Source organism: Streptomyces sp. NBC_01591, assembly GCF_035918155.1.
Classification (GTDB): Bacteria; Actinomycetota; Actinomycetes; order Streptomycetales; family Streptomycetaceae; genus Streptomyces.
The window spans coordinates 5,941,625-5,962,618 of sequence record NZ_CP109327.1; the positions used below are offsets into that span (position 1 = coordinate 5,941,625).

A 20,994-nucleotide genomic window follows, 5' to 3' on the forward strand; every position below is an offset into this window, starting at 1 on the left:
CCCCCGGGATTGTCCGCCGGAACGACCAGGCTCCGGTGTATGTTGACAAGGCTCGAATCGAGGCAGGGAGACGGTTGAATGCCCGGAACGCATAGGCAAGTTGGAGCAACCGGGGCGCAAACCGTCACCATCAGTTTCGCCGGTTTCAACCGGGCCTGGGCGACGTGGATCGGGGACCGTCTGGAGCGGCGCGGAGTGACGGTCGTCCCGCAGCGCTGGGACCCCCCGGTGGAGGTTCCGCTGGCGGAGTCGCTGCGCGATCTGACGCTCTCCCGGGGCCGCGTCCTGGTGATCCTCAGCGACTGGTACTTCCAGCTCGGCCCGCGCAGCCACGACGAGTGGAACAGGGCGCTGCGCGAGGTCGTCGCCCCCGACCCCGACCGCTTCACCGCCGTCTGCGTCACCACATCCGCGCTGCCCGGCGCCACCTCGGCCTTCGGCGCGGCCGACCTGACCAATGTCGGCGCCGACGAGGCCGAGCGGCGGCTCCTCGTCCGCCTGGGCCTGCCCACCGACCCCCTGCCCGAGCCCGTCGAGGCCAGGCCGGGGCCCCGGTATCCGGCCGACACCCCCGAGGTGTGGGGCGGCGTACCGCGCCGCAACACCCGGTTCACCGGCCGCGAGGAGCTGCTCAGCAAGGCGTACCAGGCCCTCCAGGACGCCGGCCCCGGTGCCGGGGTGGTGGCCCTGCACGGCATGTCCGGCGTGGGCAAGACCCAGCTGGCCGCGGAGTACGTCTACCGGTTCGGCTCCGAGTACGACGTCGTGTGGTGGGTGCCCGCCGACCGCCGCGCCCTCTACCGCCAGAAACTCGCCGAACTCGCCCCCGAACTCGGCCTGTCCACAGGCGCCGAGTACGGCGAACGGCTGCGCGCGGTCCGGGACGCACTGCGCCGCGGCGAACCGCACTCCCACTGGCTCCTCGTCCTGGACGGCGCGGACGAGCCCGAGCACATCTGGGACCTGGTGCCGACCGGCCCCGGGCATGTGCTGATCACCTCCCGCAACCCGGAGTGGAGCGAACACAACAGCAACCTCGTCGAGGTCCCGGTCTACGAACGCGACGAGTCCGTCGCCTTCATCCGCCGCCGCGCACCACGCCTGACCCCGAACGACGCCGACCAGCTGGCCGAGGCCCTCGAAGACCTCCCGCTCCTCCTCGACCAGACGGCGGGCTGGCTCAACGACTCCGACATGTCCGTCGAGGAGTACATCGAACTCCTCGAAGGCGGCATCGACCAGGACGTCGTCAAGGTCTCCGCCGACTTCCCGCTCGCCTTCCAGACCGCCTGGTCGATACTGCTGAACAAGCTCAAGGAGACCGTCCCGGAATCCGTCGACCTGCTGCGGCTGTGCAGCTTCTTCGCACCCGGCTCCATCCCCGTGCGGCTGCTGAGGGAAATGCCCCCCGGCGAACTGCCGGAACAGCTCTCCGGCCTGATGAACGACCCGCTGCTGTGGAACAAGGCGATCGGCCAGCTCCGTCAGTACTCCGTGGTCCGCCTGGAGTCCCACGAGGTGGCCGGCGAGGAGGCCTCGTCCGGCGAATCGCTCTACATGCACCGCATGGTCCACCAGATCGTCGGCAAGGACATGCCGGAACGCGACCGCCACGAGTTCATCGACGTGGTCCGCAGGGCCCTCGCCGCCGCGGACCCCGGCCGCCCCACCGACACCCGGCTGTGGCCCGCCTACGCCGAGATCACCCCGCACCTGAAGTGGGCCGACGTACTCCGGAGCACCGACCCGGCCGTGCACACGCTGGTGCTCAACTGCCTGCGCTACATGTACCTCTCCGGCGAGTACCGGGCCGGCATCAAGCTGGGCGAACGCGCCATGAAGGCCTGGCGGGAGCTCCTCGGCGAGGACCACCCCAGGGTCTGGGACCTCAGCTACAACTACGCGAACCTGCTGCGGGCCGTCGGCAACTACGCCGGCACGGAAGCCATCGAACGCGCCGCCGTCGACCACCTCCGTGCCGAGCGCGGCGCACAGGACCTGGAACACCTGCGCGCCGCCGGCGGCCTCGCCGCCGACCTGCGGGGCCTCGGTCGGTACGACGAGGCACTGGAGATGTCGACCTGGATCCTCGCGGCATACCGCGAACTGCTGGGCGACCAGGATTCGCGCACGCTCAATGCGCAGAACAACCTGGGTACGTCGTTGCGCCTGCTGGGACGGTACGAGGAAGCACTCGAACTCAACCGCCGCACTCTGGAGGCCCGCCGCCAGCTGCTGCGGCCACGACACGGCTGGACGCTCTACTCCGAGATCAACTACGCCACCGACCTGCGTCTGCTCGGCCGCTACAGCGACGCCTTCTCGCTCCAGAACCAGAGCGTCCGGGTGCATCGGCTGGTCATGACGCCTGACAACCCGCAGACCCTGCGTGCCGAGCACAACCTCGCGCTGTGCCAGTACCGCTCGGGGGAGCGTGCCAAGGCCGCGACGTTGTTCACCCGGGTTCTCGAACGAAGCGAGCGGGTGCTCGGCGAGAACGACCCGCTGACGATGATGTTCGCGGCCAGCCAGAGCTTCTTCGCCCGTGAGCACGCCGACATCGACCAGGCCAGGGCCATAAGCGAGAAGGTGGTCGACGGCTATGTGGACATGCTCGGCGAGGAACACCCGTACGTGGCGGGAACCCGGGCCAACCACGCCCTGATCCTCCGCAACGTGGGTGAACGCGACCATGCGCACGCCCTGTTGGAGGAGGCACTCGCTGACATGACGCGAGCCGTGGGCGAGCACCACCCCTGGACCCTGGGCTGCGCGGTGAACGCCTCGGCCCTGCGCAATCTGGTGGGTGACCCCGAATCCGCGGCCGCGCTGACGGACGCGGTCATCACCAGGGCCACCGAGGTCCTCGGCCGGACCCATCCGCTGACCCTCTCCGCCCGGATCGCGCACGCCGCGGACCTGCGCGGCATCCGTGACCGCGAGCGCGCGGAGAAGATCGAGCGGGAGGCATTGGGCGATCTGGTCGCGACGCTGGGCGCCCAGCACGTCCACACGGTGTCGGCCCGCTCCCGCAACCGTCCGTACTGGGACTTCGAGCCGCAGATGATCTGATTCGTTTCAGGAAAGCGTCTCAATAAATGAATGACCGTCAGTATCCTTTCGGGACACGTCAGTTGCGATGCAACGGGGGAGCGGATGACGGTCATCGTCGGGTCCACGGAACCGGGGGAGGGCGACCCGATCCCGGTCGTCGTGGATGCCGAGGCCTTCGCGGCGGAACCGGCGTCGACCGGGGAGGACGAGTCCTTCTACAGCTCCGGGGAGACCAGGGGCGGCGCGGACGCCGCCCGGCGTGCCCTGAGCGGCGCCCGTGATCTGTACGGCGACGGACTCGATCTGGCGCGACGTTGCGCCACCCAGGCGATGCGCAGGCTCGGGGACCTCGGTGAGGGGATGCGGCCCGACGAGATCGAACTCCAGGTCGGGATCACCTTCGAGGCCGGCATGGCGGCCGTGGTGAAGGCCGGTGCCGAGGCGCAGATCCAGGTCACCTTCCGCTGGCAACCCGGCAACGAGGGGCAGGCCACCACCGCGGCGACACCCTCATGAGCGAGTCACCCGCCAGGTCCGCCGACCCGGCGGCCCGGGTGTCGATTCTCCCGTACAGCCGGATCGTCGGGCAGGACGAACTCAAGCTGGCCCTGGAACTCAACTTCATCTCCCCGAGGATCGGCGGCGTGCTGATCGCCGGGCAGCGTGGCACCGCCAAGTCCACCGTCGTCCGTGCCTTCGCGCTGATGTCCGGCGGCGAACTGCCCGTCACGCTGCCGATCAACGCGACCGACGACCGGGTCGTCGGAGGCTGGGAACTGGACTCGCTGATGCGGGGCGTGGCGAAGCCCCAGCCCGGCCTGCTCGAAGAGGCGGACAGAAAAGGGCTGTTGTACATCGACGAGGTCAACCTGCTGGACGACCATCTCGTCAACATCATCCTGGACGTCGTCTCCACCGGTGTGCTCTCCGTCCAGCGCGAGGGCATCGACATGGCCAGGCAGCTGTCCTTCGGGCTCGTCGGCACCATGAACCCCGAGGAGGGCAGCCTGCGGGCCCAACTGCTCGACCGCTTCGGGCTGATGGTGACGGCCGCCGAGCTGGACCTGGCGGACCGCCAACGGATGATCACCACCGTGCTGACCTTCGAGGAAGAGGCGGAGGCCGAGGACTCCGCCTGGTTACGCGCCGCACAGGACGAGAACGACACTCTGCGTACCGCGCTCCTGGCGGCGAGGGACCGGCTGAAGGACGTCCGGCTCGACGACAGCGTGAGCCGGCTCTGCGCCGAGGCGGCGGAACTGATGGGCGCGGTCGGGCAGCGCGGCGATCTCCTGGTGGCGAAGACCGCCCGTGCGCTGGCCGCACGGGACGGGTACCGGCAGGTCGAACCGGACCACGTCCGCCGTGTGCTGCCCCTCGCCCTGCGCCATCGCAGGCCGGACTCCGCCCACGGCGCCGCCGTCACCTGGGGACCGGACGAGAACGACCGCGTCAGCGCCCTCTTCGGCTGAGGCGCCGATGCCCGTATCCGTGCCAAGGCCCGTGCCCGCCGCGGACGCCGACGAACTTCCCCGGCGGCTGCTCACCGCACTGGTCTGCGCCGCCGTCGAGCCGAAACTGTCCGGGGTGCTGCTGTTCGACCTTCCCGACGCGCACCTTGCCACCGTCGCCGGCGTGTTCGACCGGCTGCTCGCCGGGCCCACCGGCACGCCCGTTCCCCGTACCACCCTCACCGCCGCCACCACCGACGAGGACCTGTGGTTACGGCCCCGGGTGAGCCGCGGCCCGAACGGCATCGACTTCGCCCTGGACCCCGGACCGCTCACCGAACCCGTGCCCGGCCCCTCTCTCGTCGTCGTCCCCGACCTCGCCAGGCTCAGCCTGCCGGGGAAACGGGCTGCCGTACAGCTCCTCGGCGCCGATGCCGCCACTGTCGAACACGCCGGGCTGCGACGCCGGTGGCGGCCTGGAGCCCGCTGGCTGGCCGTCTGCCGCACGGAGGACGTCGAGCGCGTCTCCCCGCACCTCCTGGACCGCTTCCCGCTCCGCCTCACCGTCCCGGAGCTGTGCGTCCGGCAGGGCGACGCCCCGCTCGGTCCGCTCCCGGCCGCCTGGGCCCCGGCCCTGGACCGGGCCCGCTCCACCGCCCCCCGACCGCCCCTCCACCCCGCCGCCGACTTCGCGTCCCGGGTACTGGAACTCCTCGACGACCAGGACGGCACCGGGCAGCGCAGGCCCCTCGCCCTGGCCCGGACCGCCCGCGCGCTGGCCCGGCTCGACGGCGCCGAACGGATCACGGCCGACCACGCCGAAGCGGCCGCCCGCCTCATCCGCCTGCGCGGCGCCCGGCGCCCGTCCGCCGAGCCCCCTCCCGAGCCCGGCGCCGTGGACACCGCACGGGGCGCTCCCCGCGTCCTCCCCGAACCCCGGCCCGGCACCGACCGACCTCCCTCGCCCGGTACGCCCGTCCTGGAACCCGGACCCGCCGAGCACATCGGGTCCGGGCCGGCGGCCGGCCCCTGGCCGACCACCGACACCCCGTATCCGGAAGACACCGCCGGACCGCCGCCGGAGGACGCGGCCCTGCGCACCCCGGCCCGGCGCACCACCGGCCCCCGGGCCGCACGCGGCCCCGTCGTCGGCGTACGCGCCGCCCGGGACCTCTGGGACCTGGCGCCCGTACGCACGGCGATGGAAGCGGCCAAGTACCGGGCGGTACGGGACCGGAGAGACCGTCTGGTGATCCTGCCGCGCGATCTGCGCGGGTACGTCCGGGCCCCGGAACCCGTCCGGATGCTCACCCTCGTCCTGGACCACACCTGCCGCGAGGACTGGGACTGGCACGCGGCGCTCGACCCGTTCCTGCAATGGGCCTATGTCACCCGCGCCCCGGTACACGTGGTCGAAGTGGGCGGACGCGGGGCACCGAACGAGTTACGGGCCGAGTTCTTCACCGCGCTGTCCACCCGATCCCCGCGGATCACCGCGGCCCTGGACCGGCCGCCCGGCCGGGCCACCCCGCTCGCCCACGGACTGAACCTGGCCGAACAGACCCTGCGCCGGGCCTTCCAGCACCACCGCGCGGGCCTGGTGGAAGCGCTGCTGGTCGTGGTGACCGACGGACGCGGCAACGTACCGCTCGCCGCGAGCCACCGCGGCCGGGCCGGACGCGGCGCCGTGGGCCGCACCGGCATCGACGACGCGCTCGCCGCGGCGGGCCGGATCAGCGGCATGGACCGCACCCGGTTGCACAGCGTGGTGGTCGACCCGGGACGACAGCCGTACCCGGAACTTCCGCATCTGCTGGCCGAGGCCCTCGACGGCAGCGTGGTCGCGGGCAGGCCGGAGCACGAGGCGGCCGACCGTGGGCGGTGACTCCGCGAGGCTCCGCCGGCTGCTGGACAACTCCGTGGCGACGGGCCGGCGACTGGCCAGGACCCCCGTACCGGTCGGCGTGCGCACGGGACTGCGCGAACGGCTCGGGCTCACGGAGGCCGCCGCCGACAGCCGGCCCCCGGCGCACGCCGCCCGGATCACGGTCGTTCCGCACCACAACTGCCAGGGCGGCCCCCAGATGTTCGGCGTGAGCGCCTGGTGCGAGGGCGTGCCCGCGCTCCCGTACACCACCGGCCCGACCCAGCTGCGTCCCACCGACATCGGCCTCGGCAACGCACTCGGCGACGGCCCCGCCCCCTCTCAACTGCTCCGCGACATCAGGCACTGGTCCCGCAACCAGCAGCCGCTCGCCGCCTGGATCAACAGGGCTCGCGCGGCGCACGGCGACGAACTCCAGGTCACCATCCACGACGACACCGGTTACGAGATCCCCTGGGAGGCGTTGTGGCTGCCGGCCGACCCGGCGAACGGGCTGGACGAAGGACTGCTCGGCGCACTGGTCGCGGTCACGCGGTGGCTCACCATCCGCAGCGCCGACCTGGTGCTGCCCGAAGCGTCCGTGTCGGCCGCGGGCGATGTGCTCGGCTACTACTTCCACGACGCGCGCCCGGCCCGCCCGCACCGCGACGGAGCACGGCACATCCATGACATGCGGGCCGACATGGCGGTCTTCCAGGGGTATGCGCACCGCCCGCACGTGACGATCGACGGCTTCCTCGACGAACTCGACGCATGTCCGACCGATCCCGTCGGTCTCGTCTACATGGCGGCCCACGGCACCTACGACGATCGGGTCAACACGCTCACCCTCGCCGAGGTGACCTGGGCCGAGTACGACGACCGCCCGATGACGGTGCTCGACAAGGACCACTCGATGGTCTGTCTCAACGCCTGCCACTCGGCCAGATTCGTCCGCAACACCGGGCTGGGGGAGACGGACCTGCGGGGATTCACCGAACTCTTCCTCCGCAAGGGCGCCGGAGGCTGCGTCGTCGCGGCCGGACAGGTCGGCGACAGCGAGGCACACGAACTCATCCGGCAACTCGTCGGCACCCTGGCAGCCGAACCCTGGCGGCCGGTCGCCGACTCGCTGCGCCTCTTCCGGGCCCGCGCGCTGGAGGAGTTCGGCCCCTTGACGAACCTGCCGCGCGCCCGGCACGAAGGGCGGTTGAACGTGGACGGGCAGAGGCCGGTCCTGCGTCTGCTGTACAGCCTCATGTTCCAGTACTACGGGCATCCGCTCAGCACGCTCAGCCTGAGCGGACCACGCCCCGGCAGAGCGACGAGCGGGGAAGGGGGCACACGGTGAACGGTGACGGACCGCCCCTGCTCATCGAACCCGTCGTCAGCCGGCCCCGTGAGGCCGAGGCGGGATGCGCCTATCTCGTCACCGTCGACCTGTGCGGTCCGCTCGGGCCGCAGGGCGAGGAGGACCCGGAGGCCTGGCCGTACCAGGACGAGGAACTGACCTTCACCGTCGCACTGGACGGGGGCCGGCACTTCGTCTGCGAGGTGCTCGACGACCCCGCGCTCGTACTGCACCGCTACGGGGGCACGTACGGCCCGGCCCGGTTCGTCGTCACGGCGGGCCGGGCCACCGGGCCCGCCGAACTCTGGCTCACCATCACCAACCAGTGGGGGATGCCGGTCCGCAAGGCCGCTCTGCCCTGCACGATCACGCAGTCGGGACAGACCGCTGAGGTCGTCGGATACGTCCCCGCCCAGCCACCCGCCTCCGAGCCGTACGGACCGTCCGCCGTGGACCCGGAGACCGATCCGGCGGACGCGCTCTGGTTGGCACGCCGAGCGGAGGAGACGGAAGAGGCCGAGGAGACCGGGCCGGAGGAGGAACAGGCGGCGGCCGGCGGCGATGACACGGAGGACCCGGGGGAGGACGCCGAGGACCTCGTGCCCTCCGAAGCGCCCCCGGTCCCGCGCACCACGCCCGGCCCGGTGGACCACATCACCATCAGTTTCGCCGGTTTCAACCGGGCCTGGGCGGCGTGGATCGGGGACCGTCTGGAGCGGCGCGGGGTGACGGTGGTCCAGCAGCGCTGGGACCCGCCGGCGGAGGTTCCGCTGGCGGAGTCGCTGGGTGAGCTGGCGCTCTCCCGGGGCCAGGTTCTGGCAGTCCTCAGCGACTGGTACTTCCAGCTCGGTCCGCGCGGTCACGACGAGTGGAACAGGGCGCTGCGCGAGGTCGTCGCCCCCGACCCCGACCGCTTCGCCGCGGTCCGCGTCGCGACCTCGGTGTTCCCGGGCGCCACCTCGGCCTTCGGCGCGGCCGACCTGACCGACGTCGGCGCCGACGAGGCCGAGCGGCGGCTCCTCGTCCGCCTGGGCCTGCCCACCGACCCCCTGCCCGATCCGGTCGGGCCCAGGCAGGGTCCCCGGTATCCGGCCGGCATTCCCGAGGTGTGGGGCGGAGTGCCGCGCCGCAGCCGCCGGTTCACCGGCCGCGAGGAGCTGCTCGCGGCGACGTACGAGGCATTGCACGATGCGCACCCCGGTGCCGGGGTCGTGACCCTGCACGGCATGTCCGGTGTGGGCAAGACCCAACTGGCGGCGGAGTACGTCTACCGGTTCGGCTCGGAGTACGACGTCGTGTGGTGGGTGCCCGCCGACCGCCGCGCCCTCTACCGCCAGAAACTCGCCGAACTCGCCCCCGAACTCGGCCTGTCCACAGGCGCCGAGTACGGGGAGCGGCTGCGGGCCGTGCGGGACGCGCTGCGCCGCGGCGAACCGTATGCGCACTGGCTGTTGATCCTGGACGGCGCGGACGAGCCCGAGCACATCTGGGACCTGGTGCCGACCGGCCCCGGGCATGTGCTGATCACCTCCCGCAACCCGGGATGGGGCGAGTACAACAGCAGCCTCGTCGAGGTCCCGGTCTACGAACGCGACGAGTCCGTGGCCTTCATCCGCCGTCGCGTACCACGCCTGACCCCGAACGACGCCGACCAGCTGGCGGAGGCCCTCGAAGACCTTCCGCTCCTCCTCGCCCAGACGGCGGGCTGGCTCAACGACTCCGACATGTCCGTCGAGGAGTACATCGAACTCCTCGAGGGCGGCATCGACCAGGACGTCGTCAAGGTCTCCATGGACTTCCCGCTGACCTTCCGCACGGCCTGGTCGATACTGCTGAACAAGCTCAAGGAGACCGTCCCGGAATCCGTCGATCTGCTGCGCCTGTGCAGCTTCTTCGCACCCGATTCCATCCCCCTGCACCTGCTGAACAGGGTCGCCTGGGACACCGTCGGCGGCCTGGAGGCATTCACGAACCCGGACGTGCTCGACCGGGCGGTCCAGCATTTGCTGCGCTACTCGGTCGTCAGGCTGGAGGCGACGGGCCCGCCGATCACCGGGTCGGCAGAGCCGGGCAGGGCTCTCCACATGCACCGCATGATCCACCGCATGGTGCGGGGCGAACTGACGACGGCCGACCGCGCGACCTACGCCGACGCGGCCCGTGGCGCACTGGCCGCCGTCGACCGGGGGCAGCCCTCCGACGCCCGGATGTGGACCACGTACGCCGCGATCACCCCGCACCTGAAGTGGGCGGAGGTACTGGAGAGCACCGAAACCGCGGTGCAGGACCTCGTCCTCGACTGCCTGCGCTACATGTACCTCTCGGGCGAGTACGGCAGTGGCGTCCGGCTCGCCGGACCGGCCATGACCTCCTGGCGGGCCCTGCTCGGCGAGACCCACCCCCGGATCTGGGACCTCGGCCACCACTACGCCAATCTGCTCCGGGCCCTCGGCGACTACCGCACGAGCGAACGCGTCGAGCGGGCGGCCGCCGACTACCTCGGGGCCGAACGCGGCGAACAGGACCTGGAGCATCTGCGGGCGGCGGGCGGCCTCGCCGCCGACCTGCGGGGCCTCGGCCGCTACGACGAGGCGCTGGGGCTCTCCGCCTCGATCAGGGACCGCTACCTCACCGCCCTCGGCCAGGAGGACTACCGCACACTGAACGCGGACAACAACCTCGCGGTGTCGCTGCGGCTGCTCGGCCTGTACGGCGAGGCGCTGGAGCAGGACCGGCGGACTCTGGCCCTGCGGCGATCCGTGCTGGGCGGGCAGGCCCCCGCCACCCTGTACTCGGAACTCAACTGCGCCATCGACCTTCGGCTGCTCGGGCACCACCGCGAAGCCGAGAAGGCCCTGGGACAGACGGTCCGCAGGCATCTGGCGGCGGTCGGCGCCAACAATCCGCAGACCCTGCGCGCCCAGCACAACCTCGCGCTGTGCCGCTACCTCACCGGGGACCCGGCCGCCGCCCGGCCCGCCCTCGCCAGGGTGCGGCGGGACTGTCTGCGGCTCCTCGGCGAGCACCACCCGCTCACCCTGCTGATCACGGCGAGCGTGGCCTGCGCGGAGCGGCGGGCGGGAGACCCGGACCGGGCGCTGCTGCTGCACGAGCAGGTGGTGGCGGGGTACCGGTCGATGCTGGGCCACGAACACCCGTACACCATCGGTACGGAGGGCAACCTCGGACTGATGCGCTGGACGCTGGGGGAGCAGGACGTCGCGAGCCACGAGATCGAGCGGGCCGGCTCCCTGATGGCCGGGACGGTGGGGGAAGGCCATCCCTGGGCGATCGGATGCACGTTGAACGCGATGATCGCCCGGATGAGGAGCGGACGGGCCGACGAGGCGTACGAGCTGGGCCGGGCGAACGGCCCGCGGGCGGCGGCCCTGCTGGGAACGGACCACCCGCTCACCGCGGCCTACCGGCAGGCGGAGGACCCGGAACGTGTCGAACGCCTGGACTTCTGGGACTTCGAACCCCAGATCGTCTGAACGGGCTGCGCCCCGCCCGTACGCCGAAGGGCCCGGCCCCGCGATCAGCTCGCGGGGCCGGGCCCTTCGGGTTGTGTACAGCGACCGGTCAGGCCTCGAAGACCTCGGCGACCAGCTGTGCCTGCTCGGCCTGGTGGCGCTTGGCCGAGCCGACCGCCGGGGACGAGCTGTGCGGACGCGAGATGCGGCGCAGGCGCTCACCGTGCGGGACGTCGGCGCCGACGGCCAGGTCCAGGTGGTCGATCAGGTTCAGGGCGATGAACGGCCAGGCGCCCTGGTTGGCCGGCTCCTCCTGGGTCCAGAGGTACTTCTCGGCGTTCGGGTACTTGGCGATCTCGGCCTGGAGCTCGGCACCCGGCAGCGGGTACAGGCGCTCCAGACGGATGATCGCGGTGTCCGTGACGCCGCGCTTCGTACGCTCGGCCTCCAGGTCGTAGTAGACCTTGCCGGCGCAGAAGACGACCTTGCGGACGTCGGCCGGGTTCACCGATTCGTCGCCGATCACCGGGCGGAAGCCGCCGGTGGTGAACTCCTCGACCTTCGACGCGGCCGCCTTGAGGCGGAGCATCGACTTCGGGGTGAAGACGATCAGCGGCTTGTGGTGCGGGTTGTGCACCTGCCACCGCAGGAGGTGGAAGTAGTTCGACGGCAGGGTCGGCATGGCGACCGTCATGTTGTTCTGCGCGCACAGCGTGAGGAAGCGCTCCGGGCGGGCGGACGAGTGGTCCGGGCCCTGGCCCTCGTAGCCGTGCGGCAGCAGCAGCGTGACGCCGGAGGTCTGGCCCCACTTCTGCTCGGCCGAGGAGATGAACTCGTCGACGACGGTCTGCGCGCCGTTGACGAAGTCACCGAACTGGGCCTCCCAGACGACCAGCGACTCGGGACGGGCCAGCGAGTAGCCGTACTCGAAGCCCATCGCCGCGTACTCGCTGAGCAGCGAGTCGTAGACGTTGTAACGGGCCTGCTCGTCGGAGAGGTAGAGCAGCGGGGTGTGGTCCTCGCCGGTCACCTGGTCGACGAGGACCGCGTGCCGCTGGCCGAAGGTGCCGCGGCGGGTGTCCTGGCCGGCGAGCCGGACCGGGGTGCCCTCCATCAGCAGTGAACCGATGGCCAGGGTCTCGCCCATGCCCCAGTCGATCGTGCCGTTCTCCACCGAGGCCGCGCGGCGCTGCATCTGCGGCATCAGGCGGGGGTGGACGGTGATCCGGTCGGGGATGTTGACCTGGGACTCCGCGATGACCTTGACGACCTCCGGGGAGATCGCGGTGGTCACGGAGACCGGGAACTCGGGCTGGACCTCGGGGGTGTGCGCCGGGGCCGGCAGCGAGGTGGCCTCGCGGACCTCCGCGAAGACCTTCTCCAGCTGGCCCTGGAAGTCCTGGAGCGCCTGCTCCGCCTCTTCCAGCGTGATGTCGCCGCGACCGATGAGGGACTCGGTGTAGAGCTTGCGCACCGAGCGCTTCTTGTCGATCAGGGTGTACATCTGCGGGTTGGTGAACTCCGGGTTGTCGCCCTCGTTGTGACCGCGGCGGCGGTAGCAGATGAGGTCGATCACGACGTCCTTGTTGAACGCCTGCCGGAACTCGAAGGCGAGCCGCGCGACGCGGACGACGGCCTCGGGGTCGTCGCCGTTGACGTGGATGATCGGCGCCTCGATCATGCGCGCCACGTCGGTGGCGTACATCGAGGAGCGCGAGGACTCCGGGGCGGCGGTGAAGCCGACCTGGTTGTTGATCACCACGTGCACGGTGCCGCCGGTGCGGTAGCCGCGCAGCTGCGACATGTTGAGCGTCTCGGCGACGACGCCCTGGCCCGCGAAGGCCGCGTCGCCGTGGAGCGCGACGGGCAGGACCGTGAAGTCCGTGCCGCCCTTGTTGATGATGTCCTGCTTGGCGCGGGCGATGCCCTCCAGGACCGGGTCGACCGCCTCCAGGTGCGAGGGGTTGGCGGCCAGCGAGACCTTGATCTGCTCGCCGTCCAGACCGGTGAAGGTGCCCTCGGCGCCCAGGTGGTACTTCACGTCGCCGGAGCCGTGCATCGACCGGGGGTCGAGGTTGCCCTCGAACTCGCGGAAGATCTGCGCGTACGACTTGCCCACGATGTTGGCGAGGACGTTGAGCCGGCCGCGGTGGGCCATGCCGATGACGACCTCGTCGAGGCGGGCCTCGGCGGCGGAGTCGATGACCGCGTCGAGCAGCGGGATGACGGACTCGCCGCCCTCCAGCGAGAACCGCTTCTGGCCGACGTACTTGGTCTGCAGGAAGGTCTCGAACGCCTCGGCGGCGTTCAGCCGGCGCAGGATGCGCAACTGCTCCTCGCGCTCGGGCTGCTGGGCGCGCGGGCGCTCCACCCGGTCCTGGAGCCACTTGCGCTGCTTCGGGTCCTGGATGTGCATGAACTCGATGCCGGTGGTGCGGCAGTACGACTCACGCAGCACACCGAGGATGTCGCGGAGCTTCATCATCGACTTGCCGGCGAAACCGCCGACCGCGAAGTCCCGCTCCAGGTCCCACAGGGTGAGGCCGTGCTCGGTGATGTCCAGGTCGGGGTGCTTGCGCTGGCGGTACTCCAGCGGGTCGGTGTCGGCCATGACGTGGCCGCGGACCCGGTAGGAGTGGATCAGCTCGAAGACCCGCGCGGCCTTGGTCACGTCGTTGTCGTGCGAGGCGTCGATGTCCGTGAGCCAGCGGACCGGCTCGTACGGGATGCGCAGCGACTTGAAGATCTCGTCGTAGAACTCGTTCTCGCCGAGCAGGAGTTGGGCGACGATCCGCAGGAACTCGCCGGAGGCGGCGCCCTGGATGACCCGGTGGTCGTACGTCGAGGTCAGCGTCATGACCTTGGAGATGCCCAGCTTGTTCAGGGTGTCCTGCGAGGTGCCCTGGAACTCGGCCGGGTAGTCCATCGCGCCGACGCCCATGATGAGGCCCTGTCCGGGCATCAGGCGGGGCACCGAGTGGACGGTGCCGATGCCGCCGGGGTTGGTCAGCGAGGCGGTGACCCCGGTGAAGTCGTCCATGCCGAGCTTGCCGTTGCGGGCGCGGCGGACGATGTCCTCGTAGGCCTGCCAGAACTCGAAGAAGTTGAGCGTCTCGGCCTTCTTGATGGCCGCGACGACCAGCTGGCGGTCGCCGTTCGGCTTCACCAGGTCGATGGCGAGACCGAGGTTGACGTGCTCCGGCTTGACCAGGGTCGGCTTGCCGTCCTTCAGCGCGAAGGAGTGGTTCATCGCCGGCATGGCCTTGAGGGCCTGCACCATCGCGTACCCGATGAGGTGCGTGAAGGAGATCTTCCCGCCCCGGGCGCGCTTGAGGTGGTTGTTGATGACGATGCGGTTGTCGAAGAGCAGCTTCACCGGGACGGCGCGGACGGACGTGGCCGTCGGCAGCTCCAGCGAGGCGTTCATGTTCTTCGCGACGGCGGCCGACGGGCCGCGCAGCGTCACGTACTCCGCGCCGGCCGGGGCCTCGGTGGCCGGTGCGGCCGCGGCCTTGGCCGGGGCGGGCGCGGCCTTGGCCGGTGCGGGCGCGGCTGCCTTCGCGGCCGGAGCCGGGGCGGCCTTCGCCGGGGCTGCCGGAGCAGCGGCGGCGGGGGCGGCCTGTGCGGGCGCCGGAGCCGCCGGAGCCGCCGGGGCCGCCGGGGCCGGGGCGGGTGCGGCCGGAGCCGGGGCCTGTGCCGGGGTGGCCTGTGCGGGTGCGGCCGGGGCCGGGGTCACCGCAGCCCCTGCGGCCGGGGCGCCGGGAACGGGCTTGTCCGCCGTGCCGGACGTACCCGGCTTGTAGTCGGCGAAGAAGTCCCACCAGGCGCGATCGACCGAATTGGGATCCTGGAGGTACTGCTGGTAGATCTCGTCGACGAGCCACTCATTGGGCCCGAAAGCAGCGGCCGGGTTCGAACCCGGGCTGGCTTGGTCGGTCGAGATGCTCGAGTTACTGGGGGACTGAGACGACACGGCGGCAACCGCCCTCTTCCGCTTCACAAGGTGATGGACAGCGGAAATCAAGGCTACGCCTCCCCAGCCGTTCCACGCAGGCCGGGCCGGTCTTCGTCGCGCAAGTCACATCGGAAGGCGGGTTTCGGTACGGGAATTGGCGGGAAACAAGCTCAGTTCCGCTTTGATTTGGGTATGTGGAACCGCGGCTACGGCCCCCTGGGCCGTACCCCATGAACGGAACACGCAGAACGTGCCCTTCCGGTTCGAACCCTATGTCAACCTCGCGGTTGAGGGATCCCCGGAAGAGTGACCTGAATGCGGCAGCCGCGAACGGATTCGGCCACGCCGATGCGTCCGCCGTGCAGATCCACCGCCCAGCGGGCGATCGCCAGCCCGAGGCCCGTGCCGCCGTCGCTGCCCGGACCGTGCGGAGAGGGCACCTCGCCGCGGTTGAAGCGCTCGAAGACCCGGTGCCGCTCGGACTCCGGAATGCCCGGCCCCTCGTCCAGGACCTCCAGCGTCAGGGACTCGGGTTTGGGCCCCCGCCGGGCCAGCACGGTGACCCGGCCGTGCGGCGGGCTGTGCTTGACAGCGTTATCGATCAGATTGGCCACCACCTGGTGAAGGCGTTCCGCGTCCGCGTGCGCGGTCAGCTCCGGCGGCGACACGTCCAGATGCAGATGCACGTCCTTGCGGGTGTGGTTCCCGGAACCGGACGACAGCCGGCGGTGCGAGGCGGCGAGGTTCGCCTCCTTCAGCACGCCCGACAGATACGGCCACACCTCGAAACGGCGGGCCTTGAGCGTGACGACCCCGTTGTCCAGGCGGGACAGGTCCAGCAGCGTCTCCACCAGCCTGCCGAGCCGCTCGGTCTGCTTCAGCGCCGTGCGCATCGTCTCGGGATCGGCCGAGGACACCCCGTCCACGACGTTCTCCAGCACGGCTCTCAGCGCCGCGATGGGTGTTCGCAGCTCATGCGAGACGTTGGCGACCAGCTCCTTGCGATGCCGGTCCACGGCCTCCAGATCGTCCGCCATGCGGTTGATCGTCTGGGCCAGGTCGCCGAGCTCGTCGCGCCGGTCGGCGCCGCTCACGCGTCTGGTGTAGTCGCCGTGCGATATCGACCGGGCCACGGTCGTCATCTCGTCCAGCGGCGCGGTCAGACCGTGCGCCACGAACTGGGTGATCAGCAGGGTCGCGATAACCGAGAACACCGTGATGAACCGAAGCTCGGTCCTGGTGCGCACGGCCACCATCAGCAGACCGGTGGTGATGAAGACCGAGACCACGACGAGCGTGCTCATCTTGGCCTTGACCGAGAAGGGACGCAGTCCGGAACCGGGCCGGGTCATGGCGCCGGGGTCTCCAGGGCGTAGCCGACACCGTGCACGGTACGGATCCGCTCCGCGCCGATCTTCCGGCGCAGTGCCTTGATGTGGCTGTCGACCGTACGGGTGCCGGAGGCGTCCGCCCAGTCCCAGACCTCGGCCAGCAGCTGCTCCCGGGAGAGCACCGCTCGCGGCGTATTGGCCAGACAGACCAGCAGATCGAACTCGGTCGGCGTGAGGTGGACGTCGTCGGCGCGCACCCGGACCCGGCGCTGCGCGTGGTCGATCTCCAGCTCGCCGAGGCGCAGTATCCCGCTGCGCGGCGTCACCGCGGCCAGCGCCGCGCGCTCGACCCGGCGCAGCAGGACATGGACCCGGGCCGCCAGCTCGCGCATCGAGAACGGTTTGGTCATGTAGTCGTCGGCGCCGACCCCGAGACCGACCAGCATGTCCGTCTCGTCGTCCCTGGCGGTCAGCATCAGCACCGGCACCGGCCGCTGGGCCTGCACGCGGCGGCAGACCTCCAGGCCGTCGAAGCCGGGAAGCATGATGTCGAGCACCATCAGATCGGGCTGCCACGCCTCGGCCGCGTCCACCGCCGCGGGGCCGTCGAGTGCGGTCTGCACCAGAAAGCCCTCGGCCCGCAGCCGGGCGGAAATGGCATCGACGATCGTGGCGTCGTCCTCGACCACCAGCACCCGGCGCTGCGCGCCCGGGGTGGCCGCGACACCGTTGTGGGTGGTGTGTGTCTGTTCCATCGCCCCGCCCCTGCCCGTCCTCACGGGGGCCATTCCCCCGGACGCACGGTCTTCGCTTGTGGATTTCGTGGGTGATCCCGTTACCGGTCAGCAGCGTAAAGGCAGCGGACTGTTCTCGGCTACGCAGGGTGTAACGCCGCGGACGCGAGGAAGTGGCGGAGTGTCGGTCTTATGGCGCTTGGCCCCCGGACTTCCGGGGGTCGGGGGTACCCGGTGGGGGATCTCAGTCTGTCCGAAGTGCGAGATGGACCACGTCGGGAACACCTCGGGCAACACTGACCTCTTCGGTTCTTACCCCACCGAATCCGGCATTCCGCAAGGCCTGTTCGAAGTCGGCGGACGGCTGTGCGGACCATACTGCGAGAACGCCACCCGGCGTCAGCCGCTCCCGGCAGTCCGCCAGACCGGCGGGGGAGTACAGGCTCGTGTTGTCCTCGGTGACGGTCCAGTCCGGTCCGTTGTCGATGTCCAGACACAGAGCGTCGTAACGGTCCGTAGTCGTATTCAGGTACGCGACGAGATCCGTCGTCAGGATCCCGGTCCGCGGATCGGCGAGCGCCGCACCGGAGATCGCGGCCAGCGGCCCCTCCAGATGCCAGTCCACGATCGCCTGCTCCCGCTCGGCCACGACGATCCGCCCCCACCGCGGCTCGGCGGCGGCCCGGACGAGCGAGAAACCGACGCCGAGACCCCCGATGAGCACGGACGGGGCGGGCCGGCCGGCGGGCAGAGCGGCCAGTGCCGCGTCGATCAGCAGCCGCTCGGAGCGCCCGTCCGAAGTGTCCATCAGGAAGCACCCGTTGGCGATGATCTCGAAATCGTCCCCCCGCTCCCGCAGAACGACCTCGCCGTACGGGCCTTCGCGGCGGTCGAGCGTGACGGGGGCGAGGGCGTCGGAGTGGTGCATGTCGGGCATGGTGCGGGTCTCCGGTGGGTGGCGGACAGGGTCCCCGCCATCCTGTCCGGTCGGCGCGGCCCGGTGCCAGCGGATTGCCGGATCCGCCCCAAGTGCCGGGAGGGCAACGGCAGCTACCCGCGCTCCGGGCGTGCGCCGCGCACCGCGAGGAGTGCCGCCCCGGCCACGTACGCCGTCACGGCCACCGCCCACGCCGCACCCTGCGGGCCCGGCTGCATCGGCCAGGCCCACACCGCCGCCGCGCCGCCCGGGGTGCGGGGCGCCGCCAGGTAGACGGCGCCGCCGTAGACCGTCATCGGCAGCCAGCTCAGCCGGGCACCGAGCAGGGCGACGGAGGCCGCGGCCACCCCCGTCGCGCCGAGCACGTTGCGCACCATGGCCGGTACACCGAACTCCTCCGGGTGCCCCGGGACCGCTGCCGCGAGCGCCCCGGCCGTCACCGCGGTCAGCGCCAGCAGATGCAGCAGCCGGCCCGGCCACCAGCGGCGTACGGCGGTCCGGTCCAGCTCCTCGGTGTGCGAGTGCAGGCTGGTGCCGATCGCCGCAGAGGCGAGCAGCGGGGCCAGCACGACGACCGGGACGCGGGCGGTGTGGTCGAAGTGCGGCTGGGCCTGCAGCCAGTGGGCGGCCCAGGCGGCGACGAGCGCAATGCAGGTCAGGGTGGCGATGGTGAGGGGGAGGGCGCGGGAGCGGACGTAGAGGAGGGGGAGGGCGGCGTGGGCCGGCTGAGCGCTCACAGGGCCGGCACCTCCGCGGGAGCGCAGCTCTTCAGGGTGGCCAGGTAGCGGCCGAGCCAGGCCTTGCGGCCGGCGTCGGGCATGGCCTCGAGACGGGTGACGAGGGGGCGCGCTTCCGGGTCCCAGGTGGCGTCATTGCCGGCCAGCCAGCTGCGTACGGCGTCGTCCGTGAGACCCACCCGTTTCGCCCCTTCGCGCTTGTCCCAGTGCGAAACGGCCGAGCAGTCGCGCGATGTCAGGCTCAGGGCGGTTTCCGAGGCGTACGCCTGAGGATCGGTCAGCTCGTTCCGCGTGGTGCCCCAGCCGCGCATGGCGTGGGCGAGGGCTGCTTCGCCGTCCTTCGGATCCGACTCCGTGCTCACGTATCTGACCGGCGCCCCCGGAACCCCCGCCAGCCGCGAGAACATTCCCGCCAGGGCCTCGGACACACTGGGCAGCACCGGGGCGTCGGACGCCTGCACACAGAGCTGCGGCGTGCCGGGCGCCGGCGCCGAGCAGACCCTGCGCGTCGTGGCCGGGTCGTCCCGGAACAGGTTCTCGCCCGTCGGCACGATCACCGCCCCGGCCGCGACCGCCAGCGCGAGCGGCACGACGGCCAGCAGACGCCGCCGGGCCGCGTGCGCGAGCAGCACGGTGGCGGCGATGCCGCCCGTCCAGGCCAGCAGGACCGGCGCGAACCACCACACCGGGACGGACCCTTCGAGCATGTACTGCTCGGCGGGGCTCAGGAACCGGGCATCCGATTCCATATAGCTCGGGACCCCCAGGAGCACGTAGAAAGCGGCCGCGAGCACCGGAGCGATCAGCCGCCACCGCACCAGCCGCCCGACCACGAAGCCGACGAAGCCGATGGACAGCAGGAGACCGAGATCCGTCGCGACGATCGAGAGCGACGGACCGCCGGCCCCGGTGTACGGAGCCGTCGCCGCGAACACCACGCCCAGCGCGAGCAGATACCCGGCCGCCGCCCACAGCACGATCGGCGTCGCGGCCGTCGTCACCTGAGCGAGCCGGCTGCGCGGGACCGAGAGCAGCAGCTCGGCGGTGCGCCGGCGGTGCTCCCGGCCGCCCTGCCAGCAGGCGGCCGCGGCGACGAGCGGGCCGCCGAGCAGTGCCGTCGCCGCGTGCAGTTGGGACTGAGTCTCGCCCCAGCTCCCCTGCCACTCGGACGCCTTGCTCCACAGCGGAACGAGGAGGGTGAGGGCGACGGCGAGACCCGTCCACGGGGCGATCCCGCGCCGGAGTTCGGTCCGCAGGACGGTGCGGGCCGGATTCTTCACGGACGAGGCGGAGGCTGTCATCGGTTCGCCACCGCCGCCCGGTGCGCCCGCAGCGCGGAGGTGTAGCCGCGCTCGATCGGGTTGCCGTCCGGTCGCTCCGCTCCGCCGTCCGCGGTGCCGCCGAGCTCCGTCAGCTCCCGCGTCGTACCCCGGTACGCGATCCGGCCCGCTTCGATCAGCGTGACATCGGTGCAGGCCGCGGCGACGTCCTCGACCAGGTGGGTCGAGACGATCACGGTGGTGGTGCGGCCCAGCTCCCGTATCAGCGCCCGGAATTCGACCCGCTGCTCCGGGTCGAGACCGGCGGTCGGCTCGTCGAGCAGCAGCAGGTCCGGATCGTTGACGATCGCCTGGGCGATGCCGACGCGCCGCACCATGCCGCCCGACAGGGTCTTCACCCGGGCGTCGATCCGGTCCGCCAGACCCACCCGGTCGACCGCGCGTTCCACGGCCGCCGGGACCGCCGACGCGTCCATCTCCTTGAGCCAGGCCACGTAGGAGACGAACTCGCGGACCGTGAATCCCGGGTAGTGGCCGAACTCCTGCGGCAGATAACCGAGCCTGCGCCGGACCGCCGCCCGGCTGCGGTGGTCCGACCCGGCGCCGACCTCGCTGCCGAGCAGCTCCACCCGGCCGCCGGAGGGCGCGGCGACGGTGGCGAGCACCCGGATCAGCGAGGTCTTGCCCGCCCCGTTCGGTCCGAGCAGCCCGTGCACACCGGGCGCGAAGTCGAGATCGACGGCGTCCAGCGCGGTCGTCCTGCGGTGCCGGACGGTCAGTGCCCTGACCTCGACCGTGTTCACGGCCTCGGTGCCGTTCATGCGTTC

At 71.4% G+C, this 20,994-nt stretch carries 13 protein-coding genes; 6 read left to right on the forward strand and 7 right to left on the reverse strand.

What is annotated here, in order from left to right:
* Positions 1–78 precede the first annotated feature (78 nt).
* The 6 genes from fxsT (OG978_RS27620) to fxsT (OG978_RS27645) all read left to right on the forward strand — a co-directional run bounded on the left by fxsT (OG978_RS27620) (position 79) and on the right by fxsT (OG978_RS27645) (position 11,214).
* The gene (gene fxsT, locus OG978_RS27620) at positions 79–3,072 is read left to right on the forward strand and encodes an FxSxx-COOH system tetratricopeptide repeat protein (RefSeq protein ID WP_326767794.1); all 2,994 of its coding nucleotides are present in this window, start codon (positions 79–81) and stop codon (positions 3,070–3,072) included.
* 84 nt (positions 3,073–3,156) lie between these two features.
* Positions 3,157–3,570, forward strand: a complete 414-nt coding sequence (locus OG978_RS27625) for a CU044_2847 family protein (RefSeq protein WP_326767795.1) — start codon at positions 3,157–3,159, stop codon at positions 3,568–3,570.
* Positions 3,567–4,526: an ATP-binding protein gene (locus tag OG978_RS27630; protein ID WP_326767796.1), complete on the forward strand. Its 960-nt coding sequence runs from the start codon at positions 3,567–3,569 to the stop codon at positions 4,524–4,526. Before OG978_RS27625 ends, OG978_RS27630 begins: the two co-directional genes overlap by 4 nt.
* A gap of 19 nt (positions 4,527–4,545) precedes the next feature.
* The gene (locus tag OG978_RS27635; RefSeq protein WP_326767797.1) at positions 4,546–6,390 is read left to right on the forward strand and encodes a hypothetical protein; all 1,845 of its coding nucleotides are present in this window, start codon (positions 4,546–4,548) and stop codon (positions 6,388–6,390) included.
* Positions 6,380–7,720, forward strand: a complete 1,341-nt coding sequence (locus tag OG978_RS27640; RefSeq protein WP_326767798.1) for a CHAT domain-containing protein — start codon at positions 6,380–6,382, stop codon at positions 7,718–7,720. The genes OG978_RS27635 and OG978_RS27640 overlap by 11 nt, the downstream gene beginning before the upstream one ends.
* Positions 7,717–11,214: an FxSxx-COOH system tetratricopeptide repeat protein gene (gene fxsT, locus OG978_RS27645; RefSeq protein WP_326767799.1), complete on the forward strand. Its 3,498-nt coding sequence runs from the start codon at positions 7,717–7,719 to the stop codon at positions 11,212–11,214. The genes OG978_RS27640 and fxsT (OG978_RS27645) overlap by 4 nt, the downstream gene beginning before the upstream one ends.
* Positions 11,215–11,302: 88 nt before the next feature.
* On the opposite strand, the gene OG978_RS27650 is transcribed toward fxsT (OG978_RS27645), so the two are convergent.
* The 7 genes from OG978_RS27650 to OG978_RS27680 all read right to left on the reverse strand — a co-directional run bounded on the left by OG978_RS27650 (position 11,303) and on the right by OG978_RS27680 (position 20,988).
* Positions 11,303–15,166, reverse strand: a complete 3,864-nt coding sequence (locus OG978_RS27650) for a multifunctional oxoglutarate decarboxylase/oxoglutarate dehydrogenase thiamine pyrophosphate-binding subunit/dihydrolipoyllysine-residue succinyltransferase subunit (protein WP_326767800.1) — start codon at positions 15,164–15,166, stop codon at positions 11,303–11,305.
* Positions 15,167–15,423: 257 nt separating this feature from the next.
* On the reverse strand, positions 15,424–16,500 hold the full coding sequence (locus OG978_RS27655) for a HAMP domain-containing sensor histidine kinase (RefSeq protein WP_326767801.1): 1,077 nt from the start codon (positions 16,498–16,500) through the stop codon (positions 15,424–15,426).
* Complete coding sequence (locus tag OG978_RS27660; protein WP_014154105.1) at positions 16,497–17,234, reverse strand: response regulator transcription factor; 738 nt, start codon at positions 17,232–17,234, stop codon at positions 16,497–16,499. Before OG978_RS27660 ends, OG978_RS27655 begins: the two co-directional genes overlap by 4 nt.
* A gap of 223 nt (positions 17,235–17,457) precedes the next feature.
* Positions 17,458–18,141: a spermidine synthase gene (locus OG978_RS27665; RefSeq protein ID WP_326767802.1), complete on the reverse strand. Its 684-nt coding sequence runs from the start codon at positions 18,139–18,141 to the stop codon at positions 17,458–17,460.
* Positions 18,142–18,263: 122 nt separating this feature from the next.
* The gene (locus OG978_RS27670; RefSeq protein ID WP_326767803.1) at positions 18,264–18,887 is read right to left on the reverse strand and encodes a hypothetical protein; all 624 of its coding nucleotides are present in this window, start codon (positions 18,885–18,887) and stop codon (positions 18,264–18,266) included.
* The gene (locus OG978_RS27675; protein ID WP_326767804.1) at positions 18,884–20,188 is read right to left on the reverse strand and encodes a hypothetical protein; all 1,305 of its coding nucleotides are present in this window, start codon (positions 20,186–20,188) and stop codon (positions 18,884–18,886) included. Before OG978_RS27675 ends, OG978_RS27670 begins: the two co-directional genes overlap by 4 nt.
* Positions 20,185–20,988: an ABC transporter ATP-binding protein gene (locus OG978_RS27680; RefSeq protein WP_326767805.1), complete on the reverse strand. Its 804-nt coding sequence runs from the start codon at positions 20,986–20,988 to the stop codon at positions 20,185–20,187. Before OG978_RS27680 ends, OG978_RS27675 begins: the two co-directional genes overlap by 4 nt.
* Positions 20,989–20,994 lie beyond the last annotated feature (6 nt).

Bases quoted from the DNA above. Each gene is read 5' to 3' on its own strand.
- OG978_RS27665 (WP_326767802.1), bottom strand. From the start codon at position 18,141: ATGCACCACTCCGACGCCCTCGCCCCCGTCACGCTCGACCGCCGCGAA.
- OG978_RS27655 (WP_326767801.1), bottom strand. From the start codon at position 16,500: ATGACCCGGCCCGGTTCCGGACTGCGTCCCTTCTCGGTCAAGGCCAAG.
- OG978_RS27680 (WP_326767805.1), bottom strand. From the start codon at position 20,988: ATGAACGGCACCGAGGCCGTGAACACGGTCGAGGTCAGGGCACTGACC.
- OG978_RS27625 (WP_326767795.1), top strand. From the start codon at position 3,157: ATGACGGTCATCGTCGGGTCCACGGAACCGGGGGAGGGCGACCCGATC.
- OG978_RS27675 (WP_326767804.1), bottom strand. From the start codon at position 20,188: ATGACAGCCTCCGCCTCGTCCGTGAAGAATCCGGCCCGCACCGTCCTG.
- OG978_RS27660 (WP_014154105.1), bottom strand. From the start codon at position 17,234: ATGGAACAGACACACACCACCCACAACGGTGTCGCGGCCACCCCGGGC.
- fxsT (WP_326767794.1), top strand. From the start codon at position 79: ATGCCCGGAACGCATAGGCAAGTTGGAGCAACCGGGGCGCAAACCGTC.
- OG978_RS27630 (WP_326767796.1), top strand. From the start codon at position 3,567: ATGAGCGAGTCACCCGCCAGGTCCGCCGACCCGGCGGCCCGGGTGTCG.